Raw genomic sequence first — 21754 nt, 5'->3', positions numbered from 1 at the left:
GAGCGCCTTCCGCAGAGATTAAAAGTCAGTGTAGTACAAGAATCGGTTGTCCACAACCCCAATTTCTTCTTTTGCCAACTTCAACCAGTCTCCGTAGACCCTGTTCTGCTTCGTGCGTTCCAAATTCTGCAACAGTTGCGCCTTCTGCGCCACAAACTGCGTGGAGTCTGCTGGAATGTTTTCCAAAATGGACACAACATAGCCGCCACGTGCGTTAGAGAATGCAGGAGACAACTGGCCGGGCGATAGGGTTAGCAGCATTTTCGCATTTTCTTCGTCTTGACCGATGCCACGGATGAAGTCACGTTGACCGTGGAGACCTGTGGTATCGATCTTGACGTTTTCTGCCTGTGCAACCGGAACAAGAAGCTCGGCGGTTCCTACACGATTTCGGAACTGCTGAGCCGCCTGCAAGGCCATTTCTTCCTGCTTCTCACGCACCAGAAGCGCCCTGATTGTTGACTCAACTTCCGACAGCGGGTTCACTCCGGCCGGCGCTTTGCTAGCTACAGAAAATACTGCGTAGACATCCTGACCTTTTATCTTCGCTTTCTGAGGGTAGCTCACTTTGCCAATGGGCGATTTGAACGCAAAATCAGCAACAGGCTTCAAGCTGCCAAGCCCTGGTATAGAACCGGCTTCAGTATAAGGGAATAATGCAGTCGTCTCGATTGTCATGCCGAATTGTCCGGCTACGGCGGCGAATCCTTCGGCTGTAGCTGCATCTGCAAAGTCTTTTGCCTTCTGAGCTACGCGCGCTTCTGTTTCGGGTCCTATTTCATACTTGACGAGAATGTGACTCGCTTTCACGGAATCTGCTGTGCCATTCAAGCTACGCTCGTCTACTCGGATTAAATGTGCCCCAAATCGCGTCATGACCGGCCCAACGACTTGACCGATTTCAGCAGCGAAAACCGTGGAATCAAACTCTGCAACCATTCGACCGCGACCGAACCAGCCAAGGTTTCCACCATTCTGAGCCGAACCGGGGTCTTCAGAATACTCTTTAGCAACCTGCTCAAAACTGTCACCTTGCTTGAGCATGGCCATGATATCTTCAATCGTTTCGGCAACACGAGTGGTATCGGCTTCCGTCATCACCAGCGGAAACGAAACGTACGACAAGGTCCGGCGTTCTTCCTGTCGAAAGTCCTGTGCGTGCTCTTTATAGTACTTCTCAATTTCGGCAAGCGTTATGCTCGAGCTATCGACGGCGAAGTTCGTCGTGGGGAATGATGCGACGATGCCCTTGAACTTCTTATTGGTCGCAACAAAGTCCTCCCAAGCTTCCTGTGGAGATACAAACACTGGAGAGATGATGCGATCAATTACTTTCTGATTGCCAATGCTCTCGCGGTAGTCCTGCTCGATTGCGATGATCGTTTGTGTTTGGGCGGGGTCGCGAAGGAATTGTTGATACAATGCGGGATCGAACTGCCCGTTTGTCTGAAAGCTCTGGCTGTTTCGAACATATTCCGGTGGGCTGTTCCGAACTGCATACGCGACTTCATCGTCTGAAGTAACGATTCCCCACTTCTTCTGGTAGGATTTCATTAACTCAAACCGTACGATGTCATCCCACACCTGCTGGCGAGCCTGCTTAATCTGCGCCTCGGTAATCTCTTGATCCGGTCGATCACCTCGCTGCTGTGCCAAGCGATCCTGAACCGCTCTGTTATAACGATCATACAGGATCTCTGTGCTGCCAACTTTTCCAACGACGCCATCCAAAGCGCCTGAAGTACCCTCAAATCCTCCCATACCCCAGCTAAAGATAATGGTGGCCACGAACGCGCCGACCAAAATCCACATTACCAGGGGCATGTTATCACGCATCGACTGAAGCATTGACTCGCCTTACCGTTTCATCATGTTGGTTTTTAGAAACTAAAATATACGAAGCTCTCCTTTTATTCGCAAGTCCTGCACCTGCAACCCGAATGAGGCAATAGAATTTCGGACTTTTTAATAAGATGCATATAAACAATAATTTATCATCGCAAAACTCTGCCATTCCTATTGCAATTTTGGCAGATTGTCCATATCTTCCAACCATGCGGCCGTTTGAAATCATATCAGACCTCAGACCTCAAGGTGATCAGGGCGAAGCCATTCGTCAGCTTGTTGACGGACTTCGTCGAGGGGAGAAGTACCAGACTCTACTGGGTGTAACAGGCTCGGGCAAGACATTCACCATGGCGAATGTGATACAAGCTGCCCAGCGTCCAACTCTGATCATGAGTCACAACAAGACATTGGCAGCCCAGCTTTACGGTGAATTCAAGTCGTTCTTCCCAAATAACGCAGTTGAGTTCTTCATTTCCTACTACGACTACTATCAACCGGAAGCCTATATTCCCAGCTCTGACACGTACATCGAAAAAGATACACAGATAAACGAGGAGATCGACCGCCTGCGCCTGCGTGCAACGTCCTCCCTGCTCGAACGCCGTGACGTCATTATTGTCGCATCTGTCTCAAGTATTTATGGGCTTGGCTCGCCGAAGGATTACAAAGACCTTTTGCTGCTTCTCAAGATTGGCACGGACTATGACCGTCGAAGCATTCTTGCGCACTTGGTAGAAATGCACTACACACGTAATGACGTGGAGTTTCCACGAGGTACTTTTCGCGTCAAAGGTGACGTGATTGAGATTCATCCAGCCTATGAGGAGACTGCATTCCGTCTGGACTTTTTCGGGGATACGCTGGAATCCATCACTCATTTCAAGATACTGACCGGCGAGAAGTTAGGTCAGCAGGAAGCTCTTGCAATTTACCCGGCCAAGCACTTCGTCACTTCCTCCCCGAACCTCGCCCGCGCGATGAAAAGCATTCAGCAAGAGCTTGAAGAGCGAATTGAAGAGCTGCGGAGCATGAATAAGCTGATTGAAGCCCAGCGAATTGAACAGCGGACGCGCTATGACCTCGAGATGCTTCGTGAAGTCGGTTTCTGTTCCGGTATCGAGAACTACTCTCGGCATCTTTCAGACCGAAAACCGGGAGAGCGTCCCGATACGCTGTTTGACTATTTCCCGAGCGACTTCCTGTTGTTTGTCGATGAATCGCATGTCACAGTCCCCCAAATCAGAGGCATGTATCGGGGAGACCGAGCGCGAAAAGTGAACCTCGTCGAGTTCGGATTTCGCCTGCCTTCCGCATTTGACAACCGGCCAATGTATTTTGAAGAATGGGAGTCTACGATTGACCAGTGTATCTTCGTGAGCGCTACACCCAGCGATTACGAAATCGAGCGCAGCAAGGGTGTGCTCGTGGAGCAGATTATCAGACCCACCGGTCTGCTGGATCCCGAGATCGAAGTACGTGCTTCAAAGGGCCAAGTCGATGATTTGCTCGGCGAAATCAGGGAGACGGTGGCTCGCGGCGAACGAGTTCTCGTGCTCACATTGACGAAGCGGATGTCAGAGCACCTTGCGGAGTACCTCGAACAAATGTCGTTGCGAGTCAAATACCTGCACAGCGAAATCGAGTCCCTCGAGCGTGTAGAAATTCTTCGCGATCTTCGGCTAAAGCGTTTCGATGTGCTCGTCGGAATCAACCTCTTGCGCGAAGGCCTTGATCTCCCCGAAGTTTCTTTAGTGGCCATACTTGATGCTGACAAGGAGGGTTTCTTGCGGAGCGAGAGGAGTCTTCTGCAAATTGCGGGTCGAGCAGCCCGGAATGTCAACGGGCGGGTACTCTTTTACGCTGACAAGATCACTGAATCCATGAAGAAGGTCATTGACGAGACTGAGCGTAGACGCACTCTGCAGCGCGAGTTTAACGAAGCTCATGGAATAACACCTGCGTCAATCGTGAAGTCCATTGAGGAAGTCCTGATTTCGACAACTGTCGCTGATGCAAAGATTCATGAAATTGTCAGCCACGCGAAGGATGACTTTCTTTCGACTTTTGATCTGGAAGACCTTATCGCTCGGCTGGAAAAAGAAATGAAGAGGTTTGCGCGCGAACAGAATTACGAAAAGGCAGCTGAATTGCGCGATGAGATAATGAGACTCAGAGAGCAGATTAGGGGATGAAAAAGTCGACAGTTCTCATCTTATCTGTTTTGCTGATTACAACCGTCAGTTGCAAGAAGTCGCCGACCAATTCTACTCCTATTGCGATCGCTGAAGTTGAAGGCACGTATGTCGGCTGGGGGAGGCCTGAAAGCATCGGACAAAACGTGCGATTGACATTCATAGAAAGTGACTCGGGATTGTGGCAGGGAAGCATTCGATATGACGGCACCACCCTTCCAGTCACCGTGACTTATGTCTCTATGGAAAGTGACAGTGTGATGTTCGAGTTTTCGAGGTTTAACACTTATAGGATGCTTGGCCTGGTGGCCGATGTAGCAATCAGGTTGAATGTGCTTGAACCTCAGGGACAACCCACTTATACCTTGAATCGCGTAATTAACGGATTCAATCTGAGCGGTGAGTGGAGAGGTATGTTATTCAGTGACCTGCTTCAGGATGATGCCGAGTCAATGCTTTACTTGGATCAGCAAGGGGTGTTGTTCGACGGCGACATTCGAGCCACCTTCCCATTCAGCACCTTGTCAGGCAGAATCGATGAGGGAGGCATTCTGGGATCAAGTTTCTTTTTTGGTGGCAATACAGACGGGTCGCAGAGTGGATTCCCCTTTCGATTTGACGGGCAATTTGTGAATCCTGATAGCATGGCAGGGTCGTGGCAAGTATCGGGTAATAATATCTTTGGTTCGGGAACTTTTCTGTTCCGGCGGAGATTCTAAAATGAGAATTGTCGTCATTGGAAGTGGTGGTCGCGAGCACGCATTGCTTTGGAAGTTTCAACAGAGCCCGATTGCTCCAAAATTGTTTGCTTTACCCGGGAACGCAGGAATGGCAGGGCTCTGCGAGCTTGTTCCTACAAGCATGGAGGTTGACGATCTGATCTCCCGAATTGCCGAAATAGGTCCAGATCTCGTGGTAGTTGGCCCCGAACAGCCGCTTGCTATGGGGCTTACGGATCGGGTTGAGAGCCTCGGTTTCCGTTGTTTTGGACCCTCTGCAAGTGCTGCACGGCTGGAGTCGTCGAAGATCTTTGCCAAGCGCCTGATGCGTTCTCAGAACATTCCTACCGCCGACTTTGAGGTTTTTGACGACTTTTATGAACTTTCAGATTACATTCAAGCGCATCCGAAGTCGGATGGCCGCGTCGTCAAAGCGGACGGACTTGCGGCAGGCAAAGGTGCCTTCGTTTGCGCTTCCGATCAAGAAGCTTTGGAGATCGCCCACCAGCTTTTGGTTGACAAAGTGCTTGGGGAGCCGGGGTTAAGGGTTGTTGTAGAGGAGAAACTGTACGGGCGCGAGGCATCTCTTCAGTTCCTATGCGACGGCGAAAGGTTTGTTGCCCTACCTCCTGTGCAGGATTACAAGCGCGCCTTCGACAATGATGAAGGTCCCAATACCGGTGGAATGGGAACGTTCTGCCCTGCGACACACATAACAGAGGAGATCCTTTATGATGTAGAACGGCGTGTTGTCAGTCCTGTTCTCCGTGCGATGGCCGCTCAGGGAACGCCGTATCGGGGCCTCTTGTACGTTGGACTTATGCTTACGGAACTTGGTGCCCAGGTGATAGAGTTCAATTGCAGGTTCGGCGATCCTGAAACTCAAGTTCTATTACCCTGCTTGGAGTTTGACCTCGTTAGCGCGATTGTGTCATGTGTTGATGGAACCTTGCGGCCGCAGGATTATACACACGTGGCAAAGAATGCGGCTGTATGTGTTGTGATTTGCGCGAATGGTTATCCGGGCGAGTACTCGCGGAAAATACCTTTGAAGAGACCCGTACTGAACGAAGGTCAAGTCTTACTTTCTGCAGGTACGGCATTGGACGATGGGCGTTGGATTTCCAGCGGCGGCCGTGTTTTAAATGCCTTAGGAACGGGCGCAACAATAGCGGACGCGCGGTTTAATGCTTATGAGCTTGCCGAGCGTGCCTGCGTTCCCGGACTTCGCTATAGGCGCGACATCGCACTTGTGGAGGCAGTATGAGTGCACTCGACCAGCTCGTTGGGCAAAGTGCCTCTTTACGCGCCGTGAAGTCACTTGTGCTACAGGCTGCACCAACTGATATTTCTGTGCTCATAATTGGCGAAAGCGGAACTGGCAAGGAGCTTGTTGCGCGATCAATTCATGAGAATTCTCCTCGACGTGCTAAACCTCTCCTGTTTGTCAATTGCGGCGCGATCCCACAAGGCATCTTTGAAAGTGAAGTATTTGGGCACGAACGAGGCAGTTTTACTGGCGCCGAAAAGCAACGAATGGGATACTTTGAGCAGGCCCAAGGAGGCACGCTCGTCCTGGATGAGATTGTCGAAATGCCGTTTGAATCTCAGGTCAAGCTCCTTCGAATTCTCGAGTCTCGCGAAGTCATGCGAGTCGGTTCAAGCAAAGCATTCACGGTAGACGTGCGTGTGTTGGCCGCAACTAATGTTGACCTTGCTGATGCAGTCGCGCGAGGTGAGTTTCGTCACGACCTATACTTCAGACTAAAAGCAGTCACCATTCACATTCCGCCCCTGCGCGAGCGGTCTGGCGATATTCCTCTTCTTGCAGAACAGTTCGCAAAGGAGTTTTCGGTGCGTAACCGTTTAACAATGCCCGTCATCTCTGAAGACGCACTACAGCTCTTATCGAGGCAGTACTGGCCCGGAAATGTTCGCGAGCTGAAGAATACCGTTGAGTCGGTTCTGACCTTGAATCGTGGCGTGCGCGTCCTTCAAGACGAACATTTTCGTCCGCATCTCAGTTCGCCGCGAGCGCTCTTACCGGTTCTTGCATCGCGTGATGCGCAGGCTTCGGTAAGTCAGGAAATGTTGCTTGCAACGATGCTTGAAGTTCGAAGGGAAGTCAAAGAGATGCGAGAGGTTCTCGAGGCTGCAATTGCTGCCTCCCAGACTGTGACGCAGGAGCCGTTGCCATCAAATCGTTTAACAGATGTCGAGCGTGAGCAAATAGAGCGCATTCTCGCCCGCAACGGTGGGAATCGCCGTAAGACAGCGCAAGAGCTTGGAATCGGGGAACGAACACTCTATCGAAAGCTGAAGGAGTATAACCTTGGTTAAGCTTGCGCTGGGTCTGTTGGTCATCTTTTCCGGGTGCTATTCATTCAGGGGGCAGGTTGCGGGCGACATTCGCACCTTAGCGATCCCGACATTCGAGAATGAATCCGCAGAGTTCGGCTTGTCAGAAACCGTCACGGATGAGCTCATACGCGGTTTTCAACGTGACGGCACTCTCCGAATCCTGCCGGAGAGTCAGGCGGACGCTCTGCTGGTGGGGGCTCTTGTTGAAGTGCGAGATGACCCCAATACAGCCCGCAGCAACGAGGGGATAGTAGTAGATGAGTATCGATTCTCCATGACTTGCCGAGTCGAATTGATTCTTCGAGACACGGGTGAATCCAAGTGGGTCCAAAACTTTGCGGTCTATTCAATCTATCCCTATACAGGCGACTTCTCCAACCGTGAACGGGCGGTGTCCGAAGCAACGGCGAAACTGGTGGAAGACCTATTGAACAAGATTGTGGGTAATTGGTGATGGAACTCCTTGAGCTGACAGACATGACAATTGACCGTTGTGCCGATCGCATGGAAAAAGCTCTTCTGGACGGCGAGCTCATTGCTTTTCCGACCGACACGGTCTATGGACTTGGTGGCGCGGCTTTCAGCCGCAAGGTCCTTGAGAAACTGCTTGTGGTAAAGCCGGAGAGAAACTCCAAACCGACAGCGATATTGATTGACTGTTTGATTCGATTAAGCCAGTTCGGTGGTGAGGTTCCAGGACCCCGGATCGTGAAACTTGCGGAAGCATACTGGCCTGGCGCATTGACCATGGTGTGGCATGCGGCGCCTTCCATTGCCGAAGAGTTCCTGGGCAAAGACAGGACGTTGGGCTATAGGATTCCCAGTTCAGACTTTCTGTTGGAAGTGATGCGCAGGACCGAGCGTCCGCTTTGGGCGACGAGCGCCAACTTGCCGGGGCATCTTGCTCCAAGACTCTACTCAGAGATTGACTCAAGGGTACTTGAATCATGCGACTTAGTGTTTAAATCCAGTGGTTTGTTAACCGGGAGGGCATCAACCGTGGTTGATGTGCGACAAAGGAATCCCATCGTGCTGCGTGAAGGTTCCATTAGCTTCGAGGATATCATGAAGGTATGGAAGAAAGGCTAAGGACAAATTTCTCTTGAAAGTTTCTCAGTTTCAGCTGATACTACTATTGTTCCTCTGCGTGAGCATGGTGCCGCTCGCAGGAGCTTCGGATGAATTGCACGGCGCGCCCGCTTTGTCTATACGAGTTGACTCAATAGGACAACCGCCACTTCCGCTGCCATTCGCGCTGGGCGAAGAGATGATCTATCATGTCTCTTTTGGAGCTGTACCTGCCGGGAAAGCACAGCTTCGAGTCATTGACACTGCGATGGTAAACGACCAATGGTCGTGGGTGGTGCAATCCAGTGCGAGGTCTGCCAAGGCCTTTGATTGGGTCTTCAAAGTGCGCGATACTATTACCACCTGGGTGGATATGGACTCAGTGTATAGTCATCGTTTCCACAAAAAGCTGATGGAAGGATTCTACCAGGACGAGAAGCTCGTGAAGTTCTCACCACATGATAGTTCTGTGCGATGGTGGGATGAGGGCAAGGAGAAGGATATGCAGAAGGTCGATCCTTATGTTCAAGATGTCCTTTCGGCGGGCTATCGAACACGATGTCTCGATTTTGATGTTGGTGATACCGTGTCAATCAGGACTCATGATGTGAATAAGACTTACGATCTGTTCGTGATCGTACACGCACGTGACACAGTTCAGACATTGGCGGGAGAATTTGATTGTTTTGTCTGCGAGCCTGTGCTGAAGAGCGGCGGATTGTTTAAAAAGGAGGGCAAGGCGCGTGTCTTCGTCTGGGTGACAGCTGATGCGAGGCGGATCCCTGTCGTGATGAGTTCCAGAGTCTCATTCGGATCCTTCACAGTTGAACTTGAAGAGTTCCGACCGGGGATTGGCAAGCTTGGCATTAGCGAGATTGAAAGCATGAAGGCGCGAACAAGTGGTCGTCCAGATCTCGGCATCTATGCGCCTTAAATATATCATTAATATATATTTACACTTGTAAATATGATATCGAAGAGGTGGCCTGAAAATTTGAACTTTTTGAAAAATCTGAGCATGGCTCCTTGACTAACTGCTCCCAAATGGTTAATTTCCCGTCATATTTCGCGTCAGGGTTTGCTCGCGGAATTGGGATTCCTCAGACTGTCCCTCCCTTTTACTTCCACTAAGATTCAACGTGACCTTTTCACTCTTTGGATGGAGGAGTATGCTCCTTAAGTCCGGTTTGATTTGCCTAACAGCTTTGTTCTCGTGCCTGACAGCCCTTGCACAAGCTGACTCCGCTATTATTGTGCTGGGTCAGGGCGCAGCACCGACCAATGTTGTGATAGAGGATCCTCCCAATGATGGCGGTGAGAAACTGCGCGTTCTCTGGGCACCGACATCACAGATTGGCTTTGAGATTCTAAAGTATGAGGTCCTCGCAGCCGAGACCGCGAATGGTCCCTTTAAGGTCCTGGCCGAGACCGATGCCAAAAAGACTGAAGCCATCATTACGTCGGGCGAAGGGCTACGTCTTGAACATAGCCGCGGTTACTATGTAAAGGTCGTTGCACTTGACTCGACCACGATTGCTGTTCCAGACTCGTCCAATCCCGATTCAGTGGTTGTCAAGTTCGAAAAGCGTTTGAGGCGCAGCGAATCGTCTATTTTTGGGCCAGTAGTGCCCCATGCAGCATGGTTCAACTGGAATCGCGTGAATATTCTCCTAATGGTGTTTGCATTTTACGTTGCCGTGATGGTCATGGTGCGGCGCGCCAAAGGAGGTGCGTCTTTGCATTTCAGGAGAATCGCGGGGATCGACGCGATTGATGAGGCCATTGGTCGTGCCACTGAACTTGGGAAACCTGTTCTGTATGTTCCCGGTACACAGAATATTGAGAATATCCAAACCATAGCGTCCATTCAGCTTCTAACATCTGTTGCTTCAAAAGCTGCTAATTACGACATACCAATCATCGTGCCGCTCAACCGTGCATTCATGGTAACAGTTGCCGAAGAAGCAGTAAAACAGGGATTCCTGAATGCGGGACGACCTGATGCCTATGTTCGGGACAACATCCGTTATCTTTCAGACGAGCAGTTTGCCTTCACAAGCGGCACTACTGGAATCATGATGCGTGAGAAAACTGCAGCCCATTTCTATCTTGGTGCCTTCTTCGCGGAGTCTCTGATACTTTCCGAGACCGGATTTGTTGCTGGCGCTATTCAGATTGCCGGCACTGCGAATACGCATCAGCTGCCTTTCTTCGTGGTCGCATGCGACTATACGCTGATTGGTGAAGAATATTTCGCGACCAGCGCACTTGTAACCCACGATGTCGAAATGATGGGCACTCTGAAGGCGACGGACTATATGAAGGCATTCATCATAGTCTGTCTCACGGCTTCCCTTGTTCTTGAGATGTTCGGCGTGCAGTTCCTTCGGTCGTGGTTCCAAGTCATCTAAACAGGAATACCACTACAATGAAACGCGAAATTCCAATTCTGATCACGCTGGTATTCGGCGTGTTCATGATCATACAATTCTTCATTCCGCATCCTACCGTCAACGATATCGCGAACAGGCTGCAGAATTGGGCGATTATTGTCATTGCCTTCTCTTACGTGCTAGGTTCCGCGAACATTCTGCGCATAAACGGCGAACTCGTCTATAGGCGTGTGCCTGGCTGGCCCTACAAGCTCGTGCTGGTCATAGCGTTCTTTATCATGTTGATTCCTGGCATGACGCTAGGAATTGCAGAAGGCAGCTGGACGAACGACAGACTGTTCACTTTTTCTTATGTGCCACTGGCTTCAACAATGTATGCCTCGTTGGCATTCTACATCGCGTCAGCTGCGTTTCGCGCCTTCCGTGTACGCACTTGGCAAGCTTCGGTACTCGCAATCACGGCTCTGATCGTGATGCTGGGCCGCATTCCAATAAGCCACTATATCTGGTATGATCTCCCTGCATTAGTGGATTGGATTATGGGTGTTCCAAATGCAGTTGCTCAGCGGGGCATAATGATCGGTGCGGCTCTCGGTGCGATCGCGACCGGTCTAAAGGTAATCCTTGGCATCGAACGAAGCTACCTTGGCCGGGAGTAATCTTAGAGAATGGCATCTACAACTTTGCAGAAACTTGAGAAGCTTGACCGTCGCTGGGTGTTCCTGGCAATGGCCATCGCCGTTGCCGCACCTTTGTTCTTTAAACTGGGTCTCGCTCCCAAGACAACCCCGCCAATCAAGGCGTTTTATGACTACATTGAGAAGCTGCCTCCCGGCTCTCGAGTTTTGTGCTCATTTGACTACGACCCCGGTTCAAAGGCCGAGCTTAACCCAATGTGCGTGGCGATACTCCGTCACCTAATGGAAAAAGGACACAGGCCGGTTATCATGACGCTTTGGGCAACCGCTCCTGCTTTGATTGAACGCAACATGAACCAAGTCTGCCGCGATGAATTTGGCAAGCAATATGGCGTGGACTATGTCTACCTCGGACTAAAAGAGGGTCGAGAAGCCGTGATGGTTGCGATGGGCAAGTCAATTCGTGCAACGTTTCCAAATGACTTCTATGGAACTCCTGTCGATCAGATACCTTTATTGAACGGCGTCGAAAACTATGCAAGCTTTGCCTTGCTGGTAAACGTCTCGGCCGGATATCCGGGAACCAAAGAGTACGTGCAATATGTGACGTCAAGGTTTGCAATTCCAATGCTCAGTGGTTCTTCTGCAGTGTCTGTCCCAGAGTACTCAGCATATTTCCAGAGCGGACAGCTGAAGGGATTATTGACAGGAATAACAGGGGCCGCAGAGTATGAAACGTTGATCAACAAGCCCGGTCTTGCACTCACATCAATGGATGGTCAGACAATGGGCCACTTCGTCATAATCTTCTTTATCCTCTTCGGGAATTTGCTGTTCTTTATTAACCGCCGCGGCAAGTTGAGGGCATAGACTATGGAATTCTTTTGGCTTTCAATTGCCGGTCTCTGCACGATCGCCATTTTGAGCTTCCTGTATAGTGATAATCCACTATACAAAGTTGCTGAGCATTTCTTTGTGGGAATCGCCGCAGGCTATGTCGTGTGCGCAGAGTTTTACAACGTGTTCCTGCCGAACCTTTGGCGCCCCCTTACCTCGGGGACGGACTATTGGCTGATCATTCCTTTGATACTTGGTATTGCACTTTTCACTCGATTCTCTGACAATCTCGGTTGGATTTCGAGGTGGCCCATGTCCGTGATTATTGGCACCTATGCTGGGCTTGCGGTTATTGGATTTGCCTCAGGAGACATGGTGCTGCAGGTTCAAGCCAGTCTGATTCCCGTTTTCGAGCCCGTAACCGTGTCAAAGTTTTCGGGTCAACCGTCACTGCTGAACTTCTTGCAGATCTTCCGGAATCCGCTCTTTACTTTGGGCCTTATATCGGTTCTTTTCTACTTCTTCTTTTCGATTGAACAGAAGGGTGCCCTCAAACACGTTGCCACGACCGGCACAACATTGCTGATGATTGGATTTGGCGCCGGATATGGCTATACTGTCATGACGCGCATCGCGCTTCTCTTCGACCGCTTCTATTTCCTGTTTGTAGAATGGCTTAAAGTCGCCGCGTAACCCCGCGTACTTGCTCGAACCAATAATGAGATAAGGCCGACTTGAATGAGTCGGCCTTCTTGTAAATCTGAATTAGGATGCTGGCTTAGTGAATCCAGTCACCGATTCTTGAGTATCTAATGGACCTGTAGAATTCCGAAAGTGATCTATTCTTGTCCCAACTGAAGTAAATTATCAGCGCCTTCCCGACGATGTCATTCTCTGGCAAGAATCCCCAGTACCTTGAATCCGCCGAATTGTCTCGATTGTCCCCCATCACAAAATAATGGCCATCCGGAACGGTGAGTGGTCCGAAATTGTCATGATTCCAGGGTTCACCACGCGGGTTAAAAATTCCCCGTTCAGCAAGCCCTGCCCGCAGAGGCGACGGACTCGTGAACTTCGAGTGAGGAGGATTCTCAAACACCGTTCCATCCACGTAGACTTGACGATCGCGAATTTCAATTGTTTGGCCGGGACCGGCGATACAGCGCTTGATGTAGTTCAAAGAACGATCCAGAGGATACTTGAAGACAACAATATCCCCAGACTCCACCTTACCTGGCGCAGGTAGACGAGTTGAAGGAAGACTGAAACCGATGTCCGTAAAAGGGATACCAACCCAGTCTGGAGTCCTAATCCCGTATACGAATTTATTAACCAGCAAGAAGTCTCCGACCAATAACGTATTCTCCATTGAGCCCGTTGGAATTCTGAAAGCTTCTACTGTAGTAACTCGGATGAAAAACACCATGAGAACCAAAGTAAAAAGAAACTCCGTCCATTCGCGAACGGTACTCTTAGGTTTTCGTGGCCTACTTACGGGGGACTTCTGTGACGACTCTAACGTAGAAACCATTAGTGCTGCCTTGCTTTCTTCATTACCAAGTGATACTCCGATCTGATAGTCTCCTCGTCACTCTCCAGCCTTTAGAATGGCAAGAAAAGCTTCCTGCGGAATCTCCACATTGCCTACCGCCTTCATTCTCTTTTTCCCAGCTTTCTGCTTTTCGAGCAGTTTTCGCTTTCGCGTAATGTCCCCACCGTAACATTTCGCAAGAACGTTCTTACGCATTGCGCGCACTGTTGAACGGGCAATCACTCTTGAACCGATTGCAGCCTGAATCGCAACTTCAAACATCTGTCTCGGTATAAGGTCTACGAGCCGGTCACAGACGCGTCTTCCCCAGTCATAAGCCTTATCCTTATGAACTATAACGGACAGCGCATCAACAATTTCTCCATTCACCAGGATGTCGAGTCTGGTGAGTTCGCTTCGACGATAGTCAAGAATCTCGTAATCAAATGACGCATATCCCCGCGAAATACTCTTCAATCTGTCATAAAAATCGAAAATTATCTCTGCCAGTGGTAATTCGTAGTGAAGGTTCACTCTTGTACCGTCGAGATACTCTGTATTAATGTACGTCCCGCGAGCTTCAATGCAAAGCTGCATTATGGAGCCAATGTACTCCTCAGGTGTGATAATCGACGACCGGACAAACGGTTCCTCCATATAGTCCAAGTCACCAGCAGAAGGTAACTGCACAGGATTGTCAACTAAAAGAACCGATTTGTCCAACATAAGTGCACGGTACTCCACAGAGGGAACCGTGCAGACTAAGTCCAAATTGTATTCTCGTTCAAGTCGCTCCTGGACTACTTCAAAATGGAGAAGTCCGAGAAACCCAACTCTAAAGCCGAATCCTAATGCGACTGAAGTTTCCGGCTCATAGATTAATGCTGAATCATTCAAGCTCAGTTTTCCAAGCGAATCGCGCAAAAGCTCATAGTCGGCATTATCAGCAGGATAAATTCCCGCGAACACCATAGGTTTTACATCGCGATATCCCTCAAGTGCCGATGTAGCCACGCTATCCGCATCGAATATTGTATCGCCAACGCGAATGTCGCGAACATCTCGGCAGCCGCTTACTATATAGCCCACGTCACCTGCTATCAGCTCCGCCTTTTGAATTTGCGCCATGCGCAAAATTCCCACCTCTTGGACATCGAATTGCTTCTGCGTTGCGGCGAAGAGAATTCTTTGACCCGGACGCATAACTCCGTCCACAACTCTGATATGTGCAATTGCACCACGATATGTATCGTACTGTGAGTCAAATATCAGGGCACGCAAAGGTTCTGTCGATTTTCCCCTCGGTGCCGGTATTCGATCGACGATTGCTTCAAGCAGTGCGGGGACCCCAAGGCCTGTTTTGCCGCTTACTCTAAGCACTGAATCCGGATCAACTCCAAGCAAATCACCAATCTGATGGGCAACTTCGTCTGGCCTCGCAACAGCTAAATCCACTTTATTGAGCACGGGAAGAATCTCGAGATCTGAATCCAGTGCAAGATAGAGATTCGAAAGAGTTTGAGCTTCAATTCCTTGTGTCGCATCGACGACCAAAACCGCGCCTTCGCAGGCTTTCAAACTTCGAGAAACTTCATACGTAAAGTCGACATGTCCCGGCGTGTCAATCAGATTTAATGTGTAAGTCTTACCGTCGCGGTGCACGTACTGCATCGTTATTGGATGCATCTTGATGGTTATGCCGCGTTCCTTCTCCAGGTCCATGTTATCCAGGACCTGTGTCGTCATCTTTCGTTGATCAAGGGTATGTGTTTCCTCGAGCAATCGATCCGCCAAAGTGGACTTGCCGTGGTCAATGTGTGCGATTATGCAGAAGTTCCGAACGTCAGGTTGCATGAAATTATATGTTAGCTTCGCGTACTCAACAAGTCAGGATCACCATCAAGTGGCACTACGATCCAGAGGATTAAGTACAGCAACAGGCCCGTCCCGAAAAATAGTACTGCCAGTATCCACAACACTCGAATCAGAGTAGAATCCACCTTGAAGTAATCCCCGAAGCCGCCGCAGATTCCTGCGATTTTCTTGTCGCTCGAAGACCTTCTCAATCGTTTGACCGTCCCACTTTGTTCGCCCATTGAACCTCCTTCGACTAAATACGTATCTGCATTTGCGGCCGCGTCTCTATCCTTTAACAATAGGTAGATTGCGAGACCTAAGACAATTACAGGGCCTGCATAGGTCATTCCATTAACTTCACCTTCGCTCATAATCAATCCAATTCCTAAGCCGAGGAAGGCTATTGCAAGCAACATTAGGCCGACTATCCGTCGGTTTCCTGTACTTGATCCGGGCATCGGTGGCGTCGAGGAACGGTCTGAAACGGGAACAAGGAGCCAAGTAGCAAGATACAGGACAATGCCCGGTCCTACGCCTGTTATCAAAGTCACAGCAACGTAGAGGATTCGGGCAAGAGCAGGATCAATGCCCAAGTACTCTGCCATGCCTCCGCAAACACCGCCGAAAATTCTTTCCCGGGCAGATCGTGTCAGGCGTTTGACTGTGGATTCCATGATCAACTACCTTTCTCTCTTAGTCGAGTGGGAAGATGTCCAATATAGTCCATTCCACGACACCAGCTGGAATCGAAATCTCAACTTTGTCTCCAACCTTCCCTCCCATCAGGCCCTGGCCGATCGGCGATTGATGGCTGATTCTGCCCTCGGCGGGATTAGCCTCTGCAGGGGAAACGATTGTGAATTCACGCTCAGTATTCTTCTTTTCGTCGCGGACTCTAACACGCGTCAGCAAGCGAACTTGGTCAGTGACTACCATACTCGAGTCTATCATCACGGCGGAATGCATCGTTGCCTCAAGCCGGTGAATCTTTGCATCAATTCTTGCGAGCTCTTCCTTTGCCGCATGATACTCAGCATTCTCGGACAGGTCACCATGCTCGCGAGCAGTTTGAAGCTGCTTGACCATTGCTGGCCGTTTTACGTATTTCCAATCATTGAGCTCGGCCTGCAATTTTTCCATTCCCGGTTTTGACAGATAGTGCTTCTCCAATCTTTACCTCGCGTCTGCTTCGCTGAAGAACTCTTCAAGGCCGTGCATTATGCCGGCGGAAATACGTTTCAAAAACTTCTCGTCGAGAAGCAGAAGCTCCTCTTCTGGATGTATCAAGTAGGCGGATTCTATCAAAACCGCAGGAAAGTCAGTTGGTCTAATAACCGCGAAATTTGCATCAAAAATGCCATCGTCATTCAGACCTGTTTGTTCCAGTATTCCATCCTGGATGAATTCTGCAAGTGGCCGAGACATGCTCTGATAGTAGTAAGTTCCACAGCCTCGACGCAGCGCAGGATTCTCGCCATCTGGTAGTGCGTTCGCATGGAGGCTTAGAAACGCATCGCACTCAAATTCTCGTGCAACAGCAATGCGTTCATAAAGTCCCAAATCGATGTCACTTATTCGAGTGTAGGCGACCTTCGCACCCCTCCGACGTAGCTCTTCACCAAGAATGCGTGACCATTGCAAAACCACGTCCTTTTCTTTAGTCCCGCGCGGCCCAATCGCTCCGTCTGCACTTCCTCCGTGACCAGGATCAATCATGATGCGCTTCCCACGCAAACCGGGATCTGTGTTTCGCGATCGCATCAACTCAAGGCTAAGGGTTGTGTCGGTGGCCGTAATACTGATTCCCCGCCAACCTTTTGTCGATGTGCTGATTCTCAGCTCCACGCTTCCGGGGCCTTGCGTCCACGATACGTCTTCAATGAACTCCCGCGACCTGCCCCAAAAGTGAAAGCGGTCTATGCAAGCTACTGTATTGTGAAGGGTTACACAATAAGCTTGTGGAGACGGCATGCTGACTTCCCAGAGCGGAAGTCGGCTGATGCCAAATGACAGCTTAACATTCAAATCCTCTGTTACTGCAGTACCGTTCTGGAGACGCGTTTGCCCACTTGTATTCTCCTGGGTTGTAGACTCTTGCTTTAGGAATCTTTTTTCAACAACGCCATGGAAACCGGGGCGTATTTCGAACAAGGCCCAATCGCCAGAAGTGCCAAGAATTTTCAATTCTGTACCTGCGAAAGGAAAGAGGTGATAGCTCCCGCCTACGGTAGTACGTGTATGAGCGTTTCGATCCGCAATGGTATACCACGATGGGGCGTCGAACAACTCCCAATCCGAAACAGCGCGTGCTTCTGCCCAGCCATAGGGGAACTCCAATTTCAAAGTATCTGTTCCCCCTTGTATTAGAGCGAAGTTCCAGCTGGATGTTTCAGGTGCCTTTTGCAGTGGCAAAAAGGCCAAAAACGCGCCATCTTGCGTCAAACTGACCGGATTCCCATTGCAAAGGAATGCATCGCCCGGACTTGCCCCATCTACCCGTCCAAGCACAAAAGTTGAGTCCAGGGAAGGCGAATAGCGAAAAGTGTCCTGACCCAGTTCAAGACGAGGATAAACCAGAACTACTTCGACCGCCATTGCAAATTCTGCAACAAGGAGAAATGCGGCAAAAAAGAGCCTCATCTAAACTCACCGGAACAAAGTAGACGAATACCCTCCAAGACTAAGTGTCGGTCAACTGTGGTTATTGTAAGGCTCTTACTTTGAATAAGCTCAGCGAAACCACCAGTTGCGATGACCGGCGATTCGCCAATCTCTTCTTGAATCCTGCGCACAAGGCCATCGATCATCGCAAGTGTCCCATAGAGGACTCCACTCTGAATAGCATGAATTGAAGTCTCGCCAATAACCTTTGGAGGGAAAGCGAGTTCGACGCTTGGGAGCAGGGCTGCCTTATGCCCCAAACTCTCCGCCGCAGTTGCAACACCAGGGGCTATCAAACCACCAAGGTAAACTCGCTCACGGCTGACCACATCCAGGACCGTCGCCGTCCCCAAGTCAACTACGACCACAGGCGGACCGAACTTATGCAGAGCCGCGGCCACACCACAAACTCTGTCTGCACCGACGGCTTCCGGGGGATCATAGGCTATCCGTACACCGCCCAAGAATCTGTGCGTTACCAGTGTGGGCGCCAAGCCAACGTTTTGTAATGCGCCTGTAATCACTCCGGTCAATGCAGGGACGACTGACGCGATGCCGCAGCTCTCGATTCTTCTATCAGGGAAGCCCGCACGCGAAAGCGTGTTACTCAGAAAGACAGTCCACTCGTCTTGGGTCCGAATTGCTCGAGATGAAAAACGCCACTCGTGCATCCATTCGCCACTCTCCCACAACCCGACTGTGGTATGGGTATTGCCAATATCGATGGCAAGAAAGCTATTCATGCGTACGAAACGTCTCCGCTATGAATCTCACGTAGTACCCCATTCCCATCGCGAAGCAACAGCTGTCCGCACTCCCCAAGTCCAGCAAATGTACCCTCAATAATTGAATTGGACTCGATTCTTTTCATCCGAGTGCCTTGGATTGGACCGAATTCGCCCCAAGCGGCTTGAATCAACTCATACTCCTTGCCGAGCAGCATATCGAAAAGCAGCTCCCACTCCGACAGAATGCTGGCCAGTAGGAGTTCTCGTTGCGGGCGCCACATAGTAGAATCGAAGATGCATGTTGGTGCGGTTGACCCATCAACACTCATGCGAGGCACAAGCTGGACATTGACACCCAAACCCACGATCGCCGCCAATTGCCTGTCACGTTCCACCATTTCCGCGAGAACGCCTGCAACTTTGCGGCCACCGATTAAGACGTCATTGGGCCACTTGAGAGAGACTTCTGCAAGCTGATCATGCTTTCTAAGGACTCTTGCCAGTGCAATTGCTGGAAGCAATGTTAAGTATCCAGTACGTATTGCACTATCCGCAAGCCTCAAAAACACTGAGCAAAGCAGAGAAGATCCCGGGCTGTCGTACCATTTCCGATCGTGTCTACCTCTCCCCATCGTCTGATGGCCGGCTACCACGACAGCCCCGCTTAGCCTTATGGATTCCAACTTTCCGCGCATCCAACGATTCGTCGAGTCAGTTACCTCAACATAGTAAACTTCCCTGCCAAAGCGACGAGTAACTAAGTTCCAACAAAAAACTCTGTTGTCCCATTCCATTATGACTCTCGGTACACTCCCCACGTTTCTCGAAGACAGTCTGTGATTTCTCCGAGCGTAGCTCGCTGCTCCACGGCATCAATCAAGACTGGCATCAAATTCTTCTCTGAGCGTGCGCACATCCTAACTGATTCTAATACGCTTCCTACTCTGGTATTGTCTCTTGACGAACGCAGATTCGCCACCCTTTGCCGCTGCTTCTCCTCCAATACTGGGTCAATATGAACGGTAGTCATTTCCGAGTCAGCCTCCGCTACGAACTTGTTCACGCCAACAATGGTCCTCTCGCCCTGCTCCACTTCCTTCTGATACTTATACGCCTCCCTCGCGATGGCGTCCTGGAAGTACTGCGCCTCGATAGCTTTAACTGCTCCACCCATCCGATCAATATGATCAATTTCCTTCCAAACAGACCTCTCGATCTCGTTTGTTAGCGATTCGACAAAGTAGCTTCCACCCAGCGGGTCCACCGTATCTGTAACACCTGACTCGTATGCAATGATCTGCTGTGTCCTCAGTGCAAGCTGCGCCGTTCGCTCTGTGGGCAGCCCTAAGGCTTCGTCAAGAGCATTTGTGTGCAGGCTTTGGGTGCCTCCCAGCACTGCCGCGAGTGCCTGAATAGTCACACGCACCGAGTTGTTGTCTGGCTGCTGCGCGGTAAGCGTACAGCCTGCTGTCTGCGTATGGAATCGAAGTTTCCATGAGTCAACCTCTGTCGCGCCGAATCTTTCGCGCATGATACGTGCCCAGATCTTGCGCGCGGCACGAAACTTCGCGACTTCCTCAAAGAAATTGTTGTGACATCCCCAGAAGAATGCCAGTCGCTTTCCAAAGTCGTCTACTGCCAAACCCCTTGCAAGCGCGGAATCCACGTACGCTATTGCATTGGCAAACGTGAAGGCAAGCTCTTGAATTGCAGTTGATCCTGCCTCCCGAATATGATAGCCAGAAATCGAAATCGTGTTCCATTTCGGCAAATGGCTCCGGCAATACTCAATGACATCTGTCACTAGTCTCAAGGATTGTTCAGGTGGGAATATGTATGTTCCACGTGCGATGAACTCCTTTAGGATGTCATTCTGCACAGTGCCCGAAAGATTTGACTCGGGGATACCGCGCGAGCGTGCCTCTGCGATATATAATGCCATCAATACTGCAGCCGTAGAGTTGATCGTCATGGACGTGCTGATCTCATCGAGTGGAATACCCTCGAACAAGATGTGCATGTCTTCAAGGCTACATACTGCTACGCCGACCCGCCCGACCTCACCTACTGCATGCGGCGAATCGCTGTCGTACCCGATTTGCGTTGGAAGGTCAAAGGCAACTGAAATGCCAGTTGTACCTTGTCCAAGCAAATACCGATAACGAACATTGGACTCTTCCGCTGTTCCAAAACCTGCGTATTGTCGCATAGTCCATAGTCGTCCTCGATACATGTTGGGCTGGACGCCACGCGTAAAGGGATATTGACCAGGATAACCGAGTTCCTTAGATGCGTCGAACTTCGGATTCAGCTCATACAGGGTGTCGACTTCAAGTCCACTTTCAGTGACAAATCTCTTACGTCGCTCCGGACTCTTACTTGTCAACTCTTGCAGGGCTTTCAGCCACGATTCTCGATTTGATAAGGAATCGTCATGCACGACTTAAATTACTCCAGAACAAGCAATACGGCTCCCTTTTCCACAGAGTCGCGCTCTTTTACGCGTATCTCTTTGACAACTCCATCAACAGGTACACGAATCTCATTCTCCATTTTCATCGCTTCCAGGACTACCACTGGATCGCTACGCTTGACCTTATCCCCAACCGATACCGAAACACGTGCAACCAAGCCCGGCATTTGCGCCTTGACTAACGCGCCGCTATGCCCGACATCAGTGTGCGAGGAAGCCACTTTTAGTAACCTCTCCCGTTCAGTCTCGATTTCTAAAGGGAAAGTGCGTCCGCGATAATGGAGCCACAGTTCATCACCATTTCGGTTGACAACAAACTCCTCGTAGCGATCGTTAATTCTCACGCGTACAAGGCGGTCAATGAGCGTGAATTCTGGTATTATAAACATGTCACCATCCACAACGAGTTCCGACTCGGTCTGTTGGACGCTGTATGTTGTACTTCCAA

21 protein-coding genes and 1 pseudogene are annotated in these 21754 nt (G+C 50.2%); 11 read left to right on the top strand and 11 right to left on the bottom strand.

The window, feature by feature from the left end:
• Positions 1-18: 18 nt before the first annotated feature.
• Entirely contained in the window at positions 19-1848 is a 1830-nt protein-coding gene (locus KJZ99_00755; protein ID MCL4304427.1) for a peptidylprolyl isomerase, read from the bottom strand.
• 206 nt (positions 1849-2054) lie between these two features.
• On the opposite strand from KJZ99_00755, the gene uvrB reads away from it, so the two are divergent.
• The 11 genes from uvrB (at position 2055) to KJZ99_00700 (ending at position 12749) form a co-directional block, all read left to right on the top strand.
• Positions 2055-4040: an excinuclease ABC subunit UvrB gene (uvrB, locus tag KJZ99_00750; GenBank protein ID MCL4304426.1), complete on the top strand. Its 1986-nt coding sequence runs from the start codon at positions 2055-2057 to the stop codon at positions 4038-4040.
• Complete coding sequence (locus tag KJZ99_00745; GenBank protein ID MCL4304425.1) at positions 4037-4759, top strand: hypothetical protein; 723 nt, start codon at positions 4037-4039, stop codon at positions 4757-4759. The genes uvrB and KJZ99_00745 overlap by 4 nt, the downstream gene beginning before the upstream one ends.
• A 1-nt stretch (position 4760) precedes the next feature.
• Positions 4761-6026, top strand: a complete 1266-nt coding sequence (gene purD / locus KJZ99_00740; protein ID MCL4304424.1) for a phosphoribosylamine--glycine ligase — start codon at positions 4761-4763, stop codon at positions 6024-6026.
• Positions 6023-7099 carry a sigma-54 dependent transcriptional regulator gene (locus KJZ99_00735; GenBank protein MCL4304423.1) on the top strand — a complete coding sequence of 359 codons (1077 nt, stop codon included), beginning with the start codon at positions 6023-6025 and terminating at the stop codon, positions 7097-7099. The genes purD and KJZ99_00735 overlap by 4 nt, the downstream gene beginning before the upstream one ends.
• On the top strand, positions 7092-7574 hold the full coding sequence (locus tag KJZ99_00730) for a hypothetical protein (protein MCL4304422.1): 483 nt from the start codon (positions 7092-7094) through the stop codon (positions 7572-7574). Before KJZ99_00735 ends, KJZ99_00730 begins: the two co-directional genes overlap by 8 nt.
• Complete coding sequence (locus KJZ99_00725) at positions 7574-8209, top strand: threonylcarbamoyl-AMP synthase (protein MCL4304421.1); 636 nt, start codon at positions 7574-7576, stop codon at positions 8207-8209. Before KJZ99_00730 ends, KJZ99_00725 begins: the two co-directional genes overlap by 1 nt.
• Positions 8210-8222: 13 nt before the next feature.
• A complete protein-coding gene (locus KJZ99_00720; GenBank protein ID MCL4304420.1) occupies positions 8223-9122 on the top strand; it encodes a DUF3108 domain-containing protein in 900 nt (299 codons plus the stop codon).
• A gap of 235 nt (positions 9123-9357) precedes the next feature.
• Complete coding sequence (locus KJZ99_00715; protein ID MCL4304419.1) at positions 9358-10599, top strand: fibronectin type III domain-containing protein; 1242 nt, start codon at positions 9358-9360, stop codon at positions 10597-10599.
• A gap of 17 nt (positions 10600-10616) precedes the next feature.
• Positions 10617-11240, top strand: coding sequence for a hypothetical protein (locus tag KJZ99_00710; GenBank protein MCL4304418.1), 624 nt, complete (start codon positions 10617-10619; stop codon positions 11238-11240).
• A 9-nt stretch (positions 11241-11249) separates the two neighbouring features.
• Positions 11250-12089 carry a hypothetical protein gene (locus KJZ99_00705; GenBank protein MCL4304417.1) on the top strand — a complete coding sequence of 280 codons (840 nt, stop codon included), beginning with the start codon at positions 11250-11252 and terminating at the stop codon, positions 12087-12089.
• 3 nt (positions 12090-12092) lie between these two features.
• On the top strand, positions 12093-12749 hold the full coding sequence (locus KJZ99_00700) for a hypothetical protein (GenBank protein ID MCL4304416.1): 657 nt from the start codon (positions 12093-12095) through the stop codon (positions 12747-12749).
• An 85-nt stretch (positions 12750-12834) separates the two neighbouring features.
• Here KJZ99_00700 and lepB read toward each other — a convergent pair whose 3' ends face one another.
• The 10 genes and pseudogenes from lepB to KJZ99_00650 form a co-directional block, all read right to left on the bottom strand.
• Positions 12835-13587 (bottom strand): signal peptidase I, encoded by a 753-nt coding sequence (gene lepB / locus KJZ99_00695; protein MCL4304415.1) that lies wholly within the window; start codon positions 13585-13587, stop codon positions 12835-12837.
• A gap of 57 nt (positions 13588-13644) precedes the next feature.
• Positions 13645-15441, bottom strand: a complete 1797-nt coding sequence (lepA, locus tag KJZ99_00690) for a translation elongation factor 4 (GenBank protein MCL4304414.1) — start codon at positions 15439-15441, stop codon at positions 13645-13647.
• 11 nt (positions 15442-15452) lie between these two features.
• Positions 15453-15683 carry a PspC domain-containing protein gene (locus KJZ99_00685; protein ID MCL4304413.1) on the bottom strand — a complete coding sequence of 77 codons (231 nt, stop codon included), beginning with the start codon at positions 15681-15683 and terminating at the stop codon, positions 15453-15455.
• Between the two features lie 237 nt (positions 15684-15920).
• Positions 15921-16118: pseudogene (locus KJZ99_00680) on the bottom strand (PspC domain-containing protein).
• A gap of 19 nt (positions 16119-16137) precedes the next feature.
• Positions 16138-16614, bottom strand: a complete 477-nt coding sequence (gene greA, locus KJZ99_00675; GenBank protein MCL4304412.1) for a transcription elongation factor GreA — start codon at positions 16612-16614, stop codon at positions 16138-16140.
• Between the two features lie 3 nt (positions 16615-16617).
• Positions 16618-18039: an N-acetylmuramoyl-L-alanine amidase gene (locus KJZ99_00670; protein MCL4304411.1), complete on the bottom strand. Its 1422-nt coding sequence runs from the start codon at positions 18037-18039 to the stop codon at positions 16618-16620.
• 41 nt (positions 18040-18080) lie between these two features.
• A complete protein-coding gene (locus KJZ99_00665) occupies positions 18081-18848 on the bottom strand; it encodes a type III pantothenate kinase (protein MCL4304410.1) in 768 nt (255 codons plus the stop codon).
• Positions 18845-19627: a biotin--[acetyl-CoA-carboxylase] ligase gene (locus tag KJZ99_00660; protein ID MCL4304409.1), complete on the bottom strand. Its 783-nt coding sequence runs from the start codon at positions 19625-19627 to the stop codon at positions 18845-18847. Before KJZ99_00660 ends, KJZ99_00665 begins: the two co-directional genes overlap by 4 nt.
• A complete protein-coding gene (locus KJZ99_00655) occupies positions 19627-21273 on the bottom strand; it encodes a methylmalonyl-CoA mutase (protein MCL4304408.1) in 1647 nt (548 codons plus the stop codon). The genes KJZ99_00660 and KJZ99_00655 overlap by 1 nt, the downstream gene beginning before the upstream one ends.
• Before the next feature lie 8 nt (positions 21274-21281).
• Positions 21282-21695: an acetyl-CoA carboxylase biotin carboxyl carrier protein subunit gene (locus KJZ99_00650; protein MCL4304407.1), complete on the bottom strand. Its 414-nt coding sequence runs from the start codon at positions 21693-21695 to the stop codon at positions 21282-21284.
• Positions 21696-21754: the final 59 nt, after the last annotated feature.

It is taken from the genome of bacterium (genome assembly GCA_023382385.1).
GTDB lineage: Bacteria > Electryoneota > RPQS01 > RPQS01 > RPQS01 > JABWCQ01.
This window is presented reverse-complemented; position numbering and strand designations above follow the sequence as displayed.

Excerpts from the sequence above, each read along its gene's own strand:
- lepB (MCL4304415.1), bottom strand. The coding sequence starts at position 13,587 with ATGGTTTCTACGTTAGAGTCGTCACAGAAGTCCCCCGTAAGTAGGCCA.
- KJZ99_00700 (MCL4304416.1), top strand. The coding sequence starts at position 12,093 with ATGGAATTCTTTTGGCTTTCAATTGCCGGTCTCTGCACGATCGCCATT.
- KJZ99_00665 (MCL4304410.1), bottom strand. The coding sequence starts at position 18,848 with ATGAATAGCTTTCTTGCCATCGATATTGGCAATACCCATACCACAGTC.
- uvrB (MCL4304426.1), top strand. The coding sequence starts at position 2,055 with ATGCGGCCGTTTGAAATCATATCAGACCTCAGACCTCAAGGTGATCAG.
- KJZ99_00705 (MCL4304417.1), top strand. The coding sequence starts at position 11,250 with ATGGCATCTACAACTTTGCAGAAACTTGAGAAGCTTGACCGTCGCTGG.
- purD (MCL4304424.1), top strand. The coding sequence starts at position 4,761 with ATGAGAATTGTCGTCATTGGAAGTGGTGGTCGCGAGCACGCATTGCTT.
- KJZ99_00660 (MCL4304409.1), bottom strand. The coding sequence starts at position 19,627 with ATGGAATGGGACAACAGAGTTTTTTGTTGGAACTTAGTTACTCGTCGC.
- KJZ99_00650 (MCL4304407.1), bottom strand. The coding sequence starts at position 21,695 with ATGTTTATAATACCAGAATTCACGCTCATTGACCGCCTTGTACGCGTG.
- KJZ99_00725 (MCL4304421.1), top strand. The coding sequence starts at position 7,574 with ATGGAACTCCTTGAGCTGACAGACATGACAATTGACCGTTGTGCCGAT.
- KJZ99_00745 (MCL4304425.1), top strand. The coding sequence starts at position 4,037 with ATGAAAAAGTCGACAGTTCTCATCTTATCTGTTTTGCTGATTACAACC.
- KJZ99_00755 (MCL4304427.1), bottom strand. The coding sequence starts at position 1,848 with ATGCTTCAGTCGATGCGTGATAACATGCCCCTGGTAATGTGGATTTTG.
- KJZ99_00735 (MCL4304423.1), top strand. The coding sequence starts at position 6,023 with ATGAGTGCACTCGACCAGCTCGTTGGGCAAAGTGCCTCTTTACGCGCC.
- KJZ99_00715 (MCL4304419.1), top strand. The coding sequence starts at position 9,358 with ATGCTCCTTAAGTCCGGTTTGATTTGCCTAACAGCTTTGTTCTCGTGC.
- KJZ99_00670 (MCL4304411.1), bottom strand. The coding sequence starts at position 18,039 with ATGGCGGTCGAAGTAGTTCTGGTTTATCCTCGTCTTGAACTGGGTCAG.
- KJZ99_00685 (MCL4304413.1), bottom strand. The coding sequence starts at position 15,683 with ATGGGCGAACAAAGTGGGACGGTCAAACGATTGAGAAGGTCTTCGAGC.
- lepA (MCL4304414.1), bottom strand. The coding sequence starts at position 15,441 with ATGCAACCTGACGTTCGGAACTTCTGCATAATCGCACACATTGACCAC.
- KJZ99_00710 (MCL4304418.1), top strand. The coding sequence starts at position 10,617 with ATGAAACGCGAAATTCCAATTCTGATCACGCTGGTATTCGGCGTGTTC.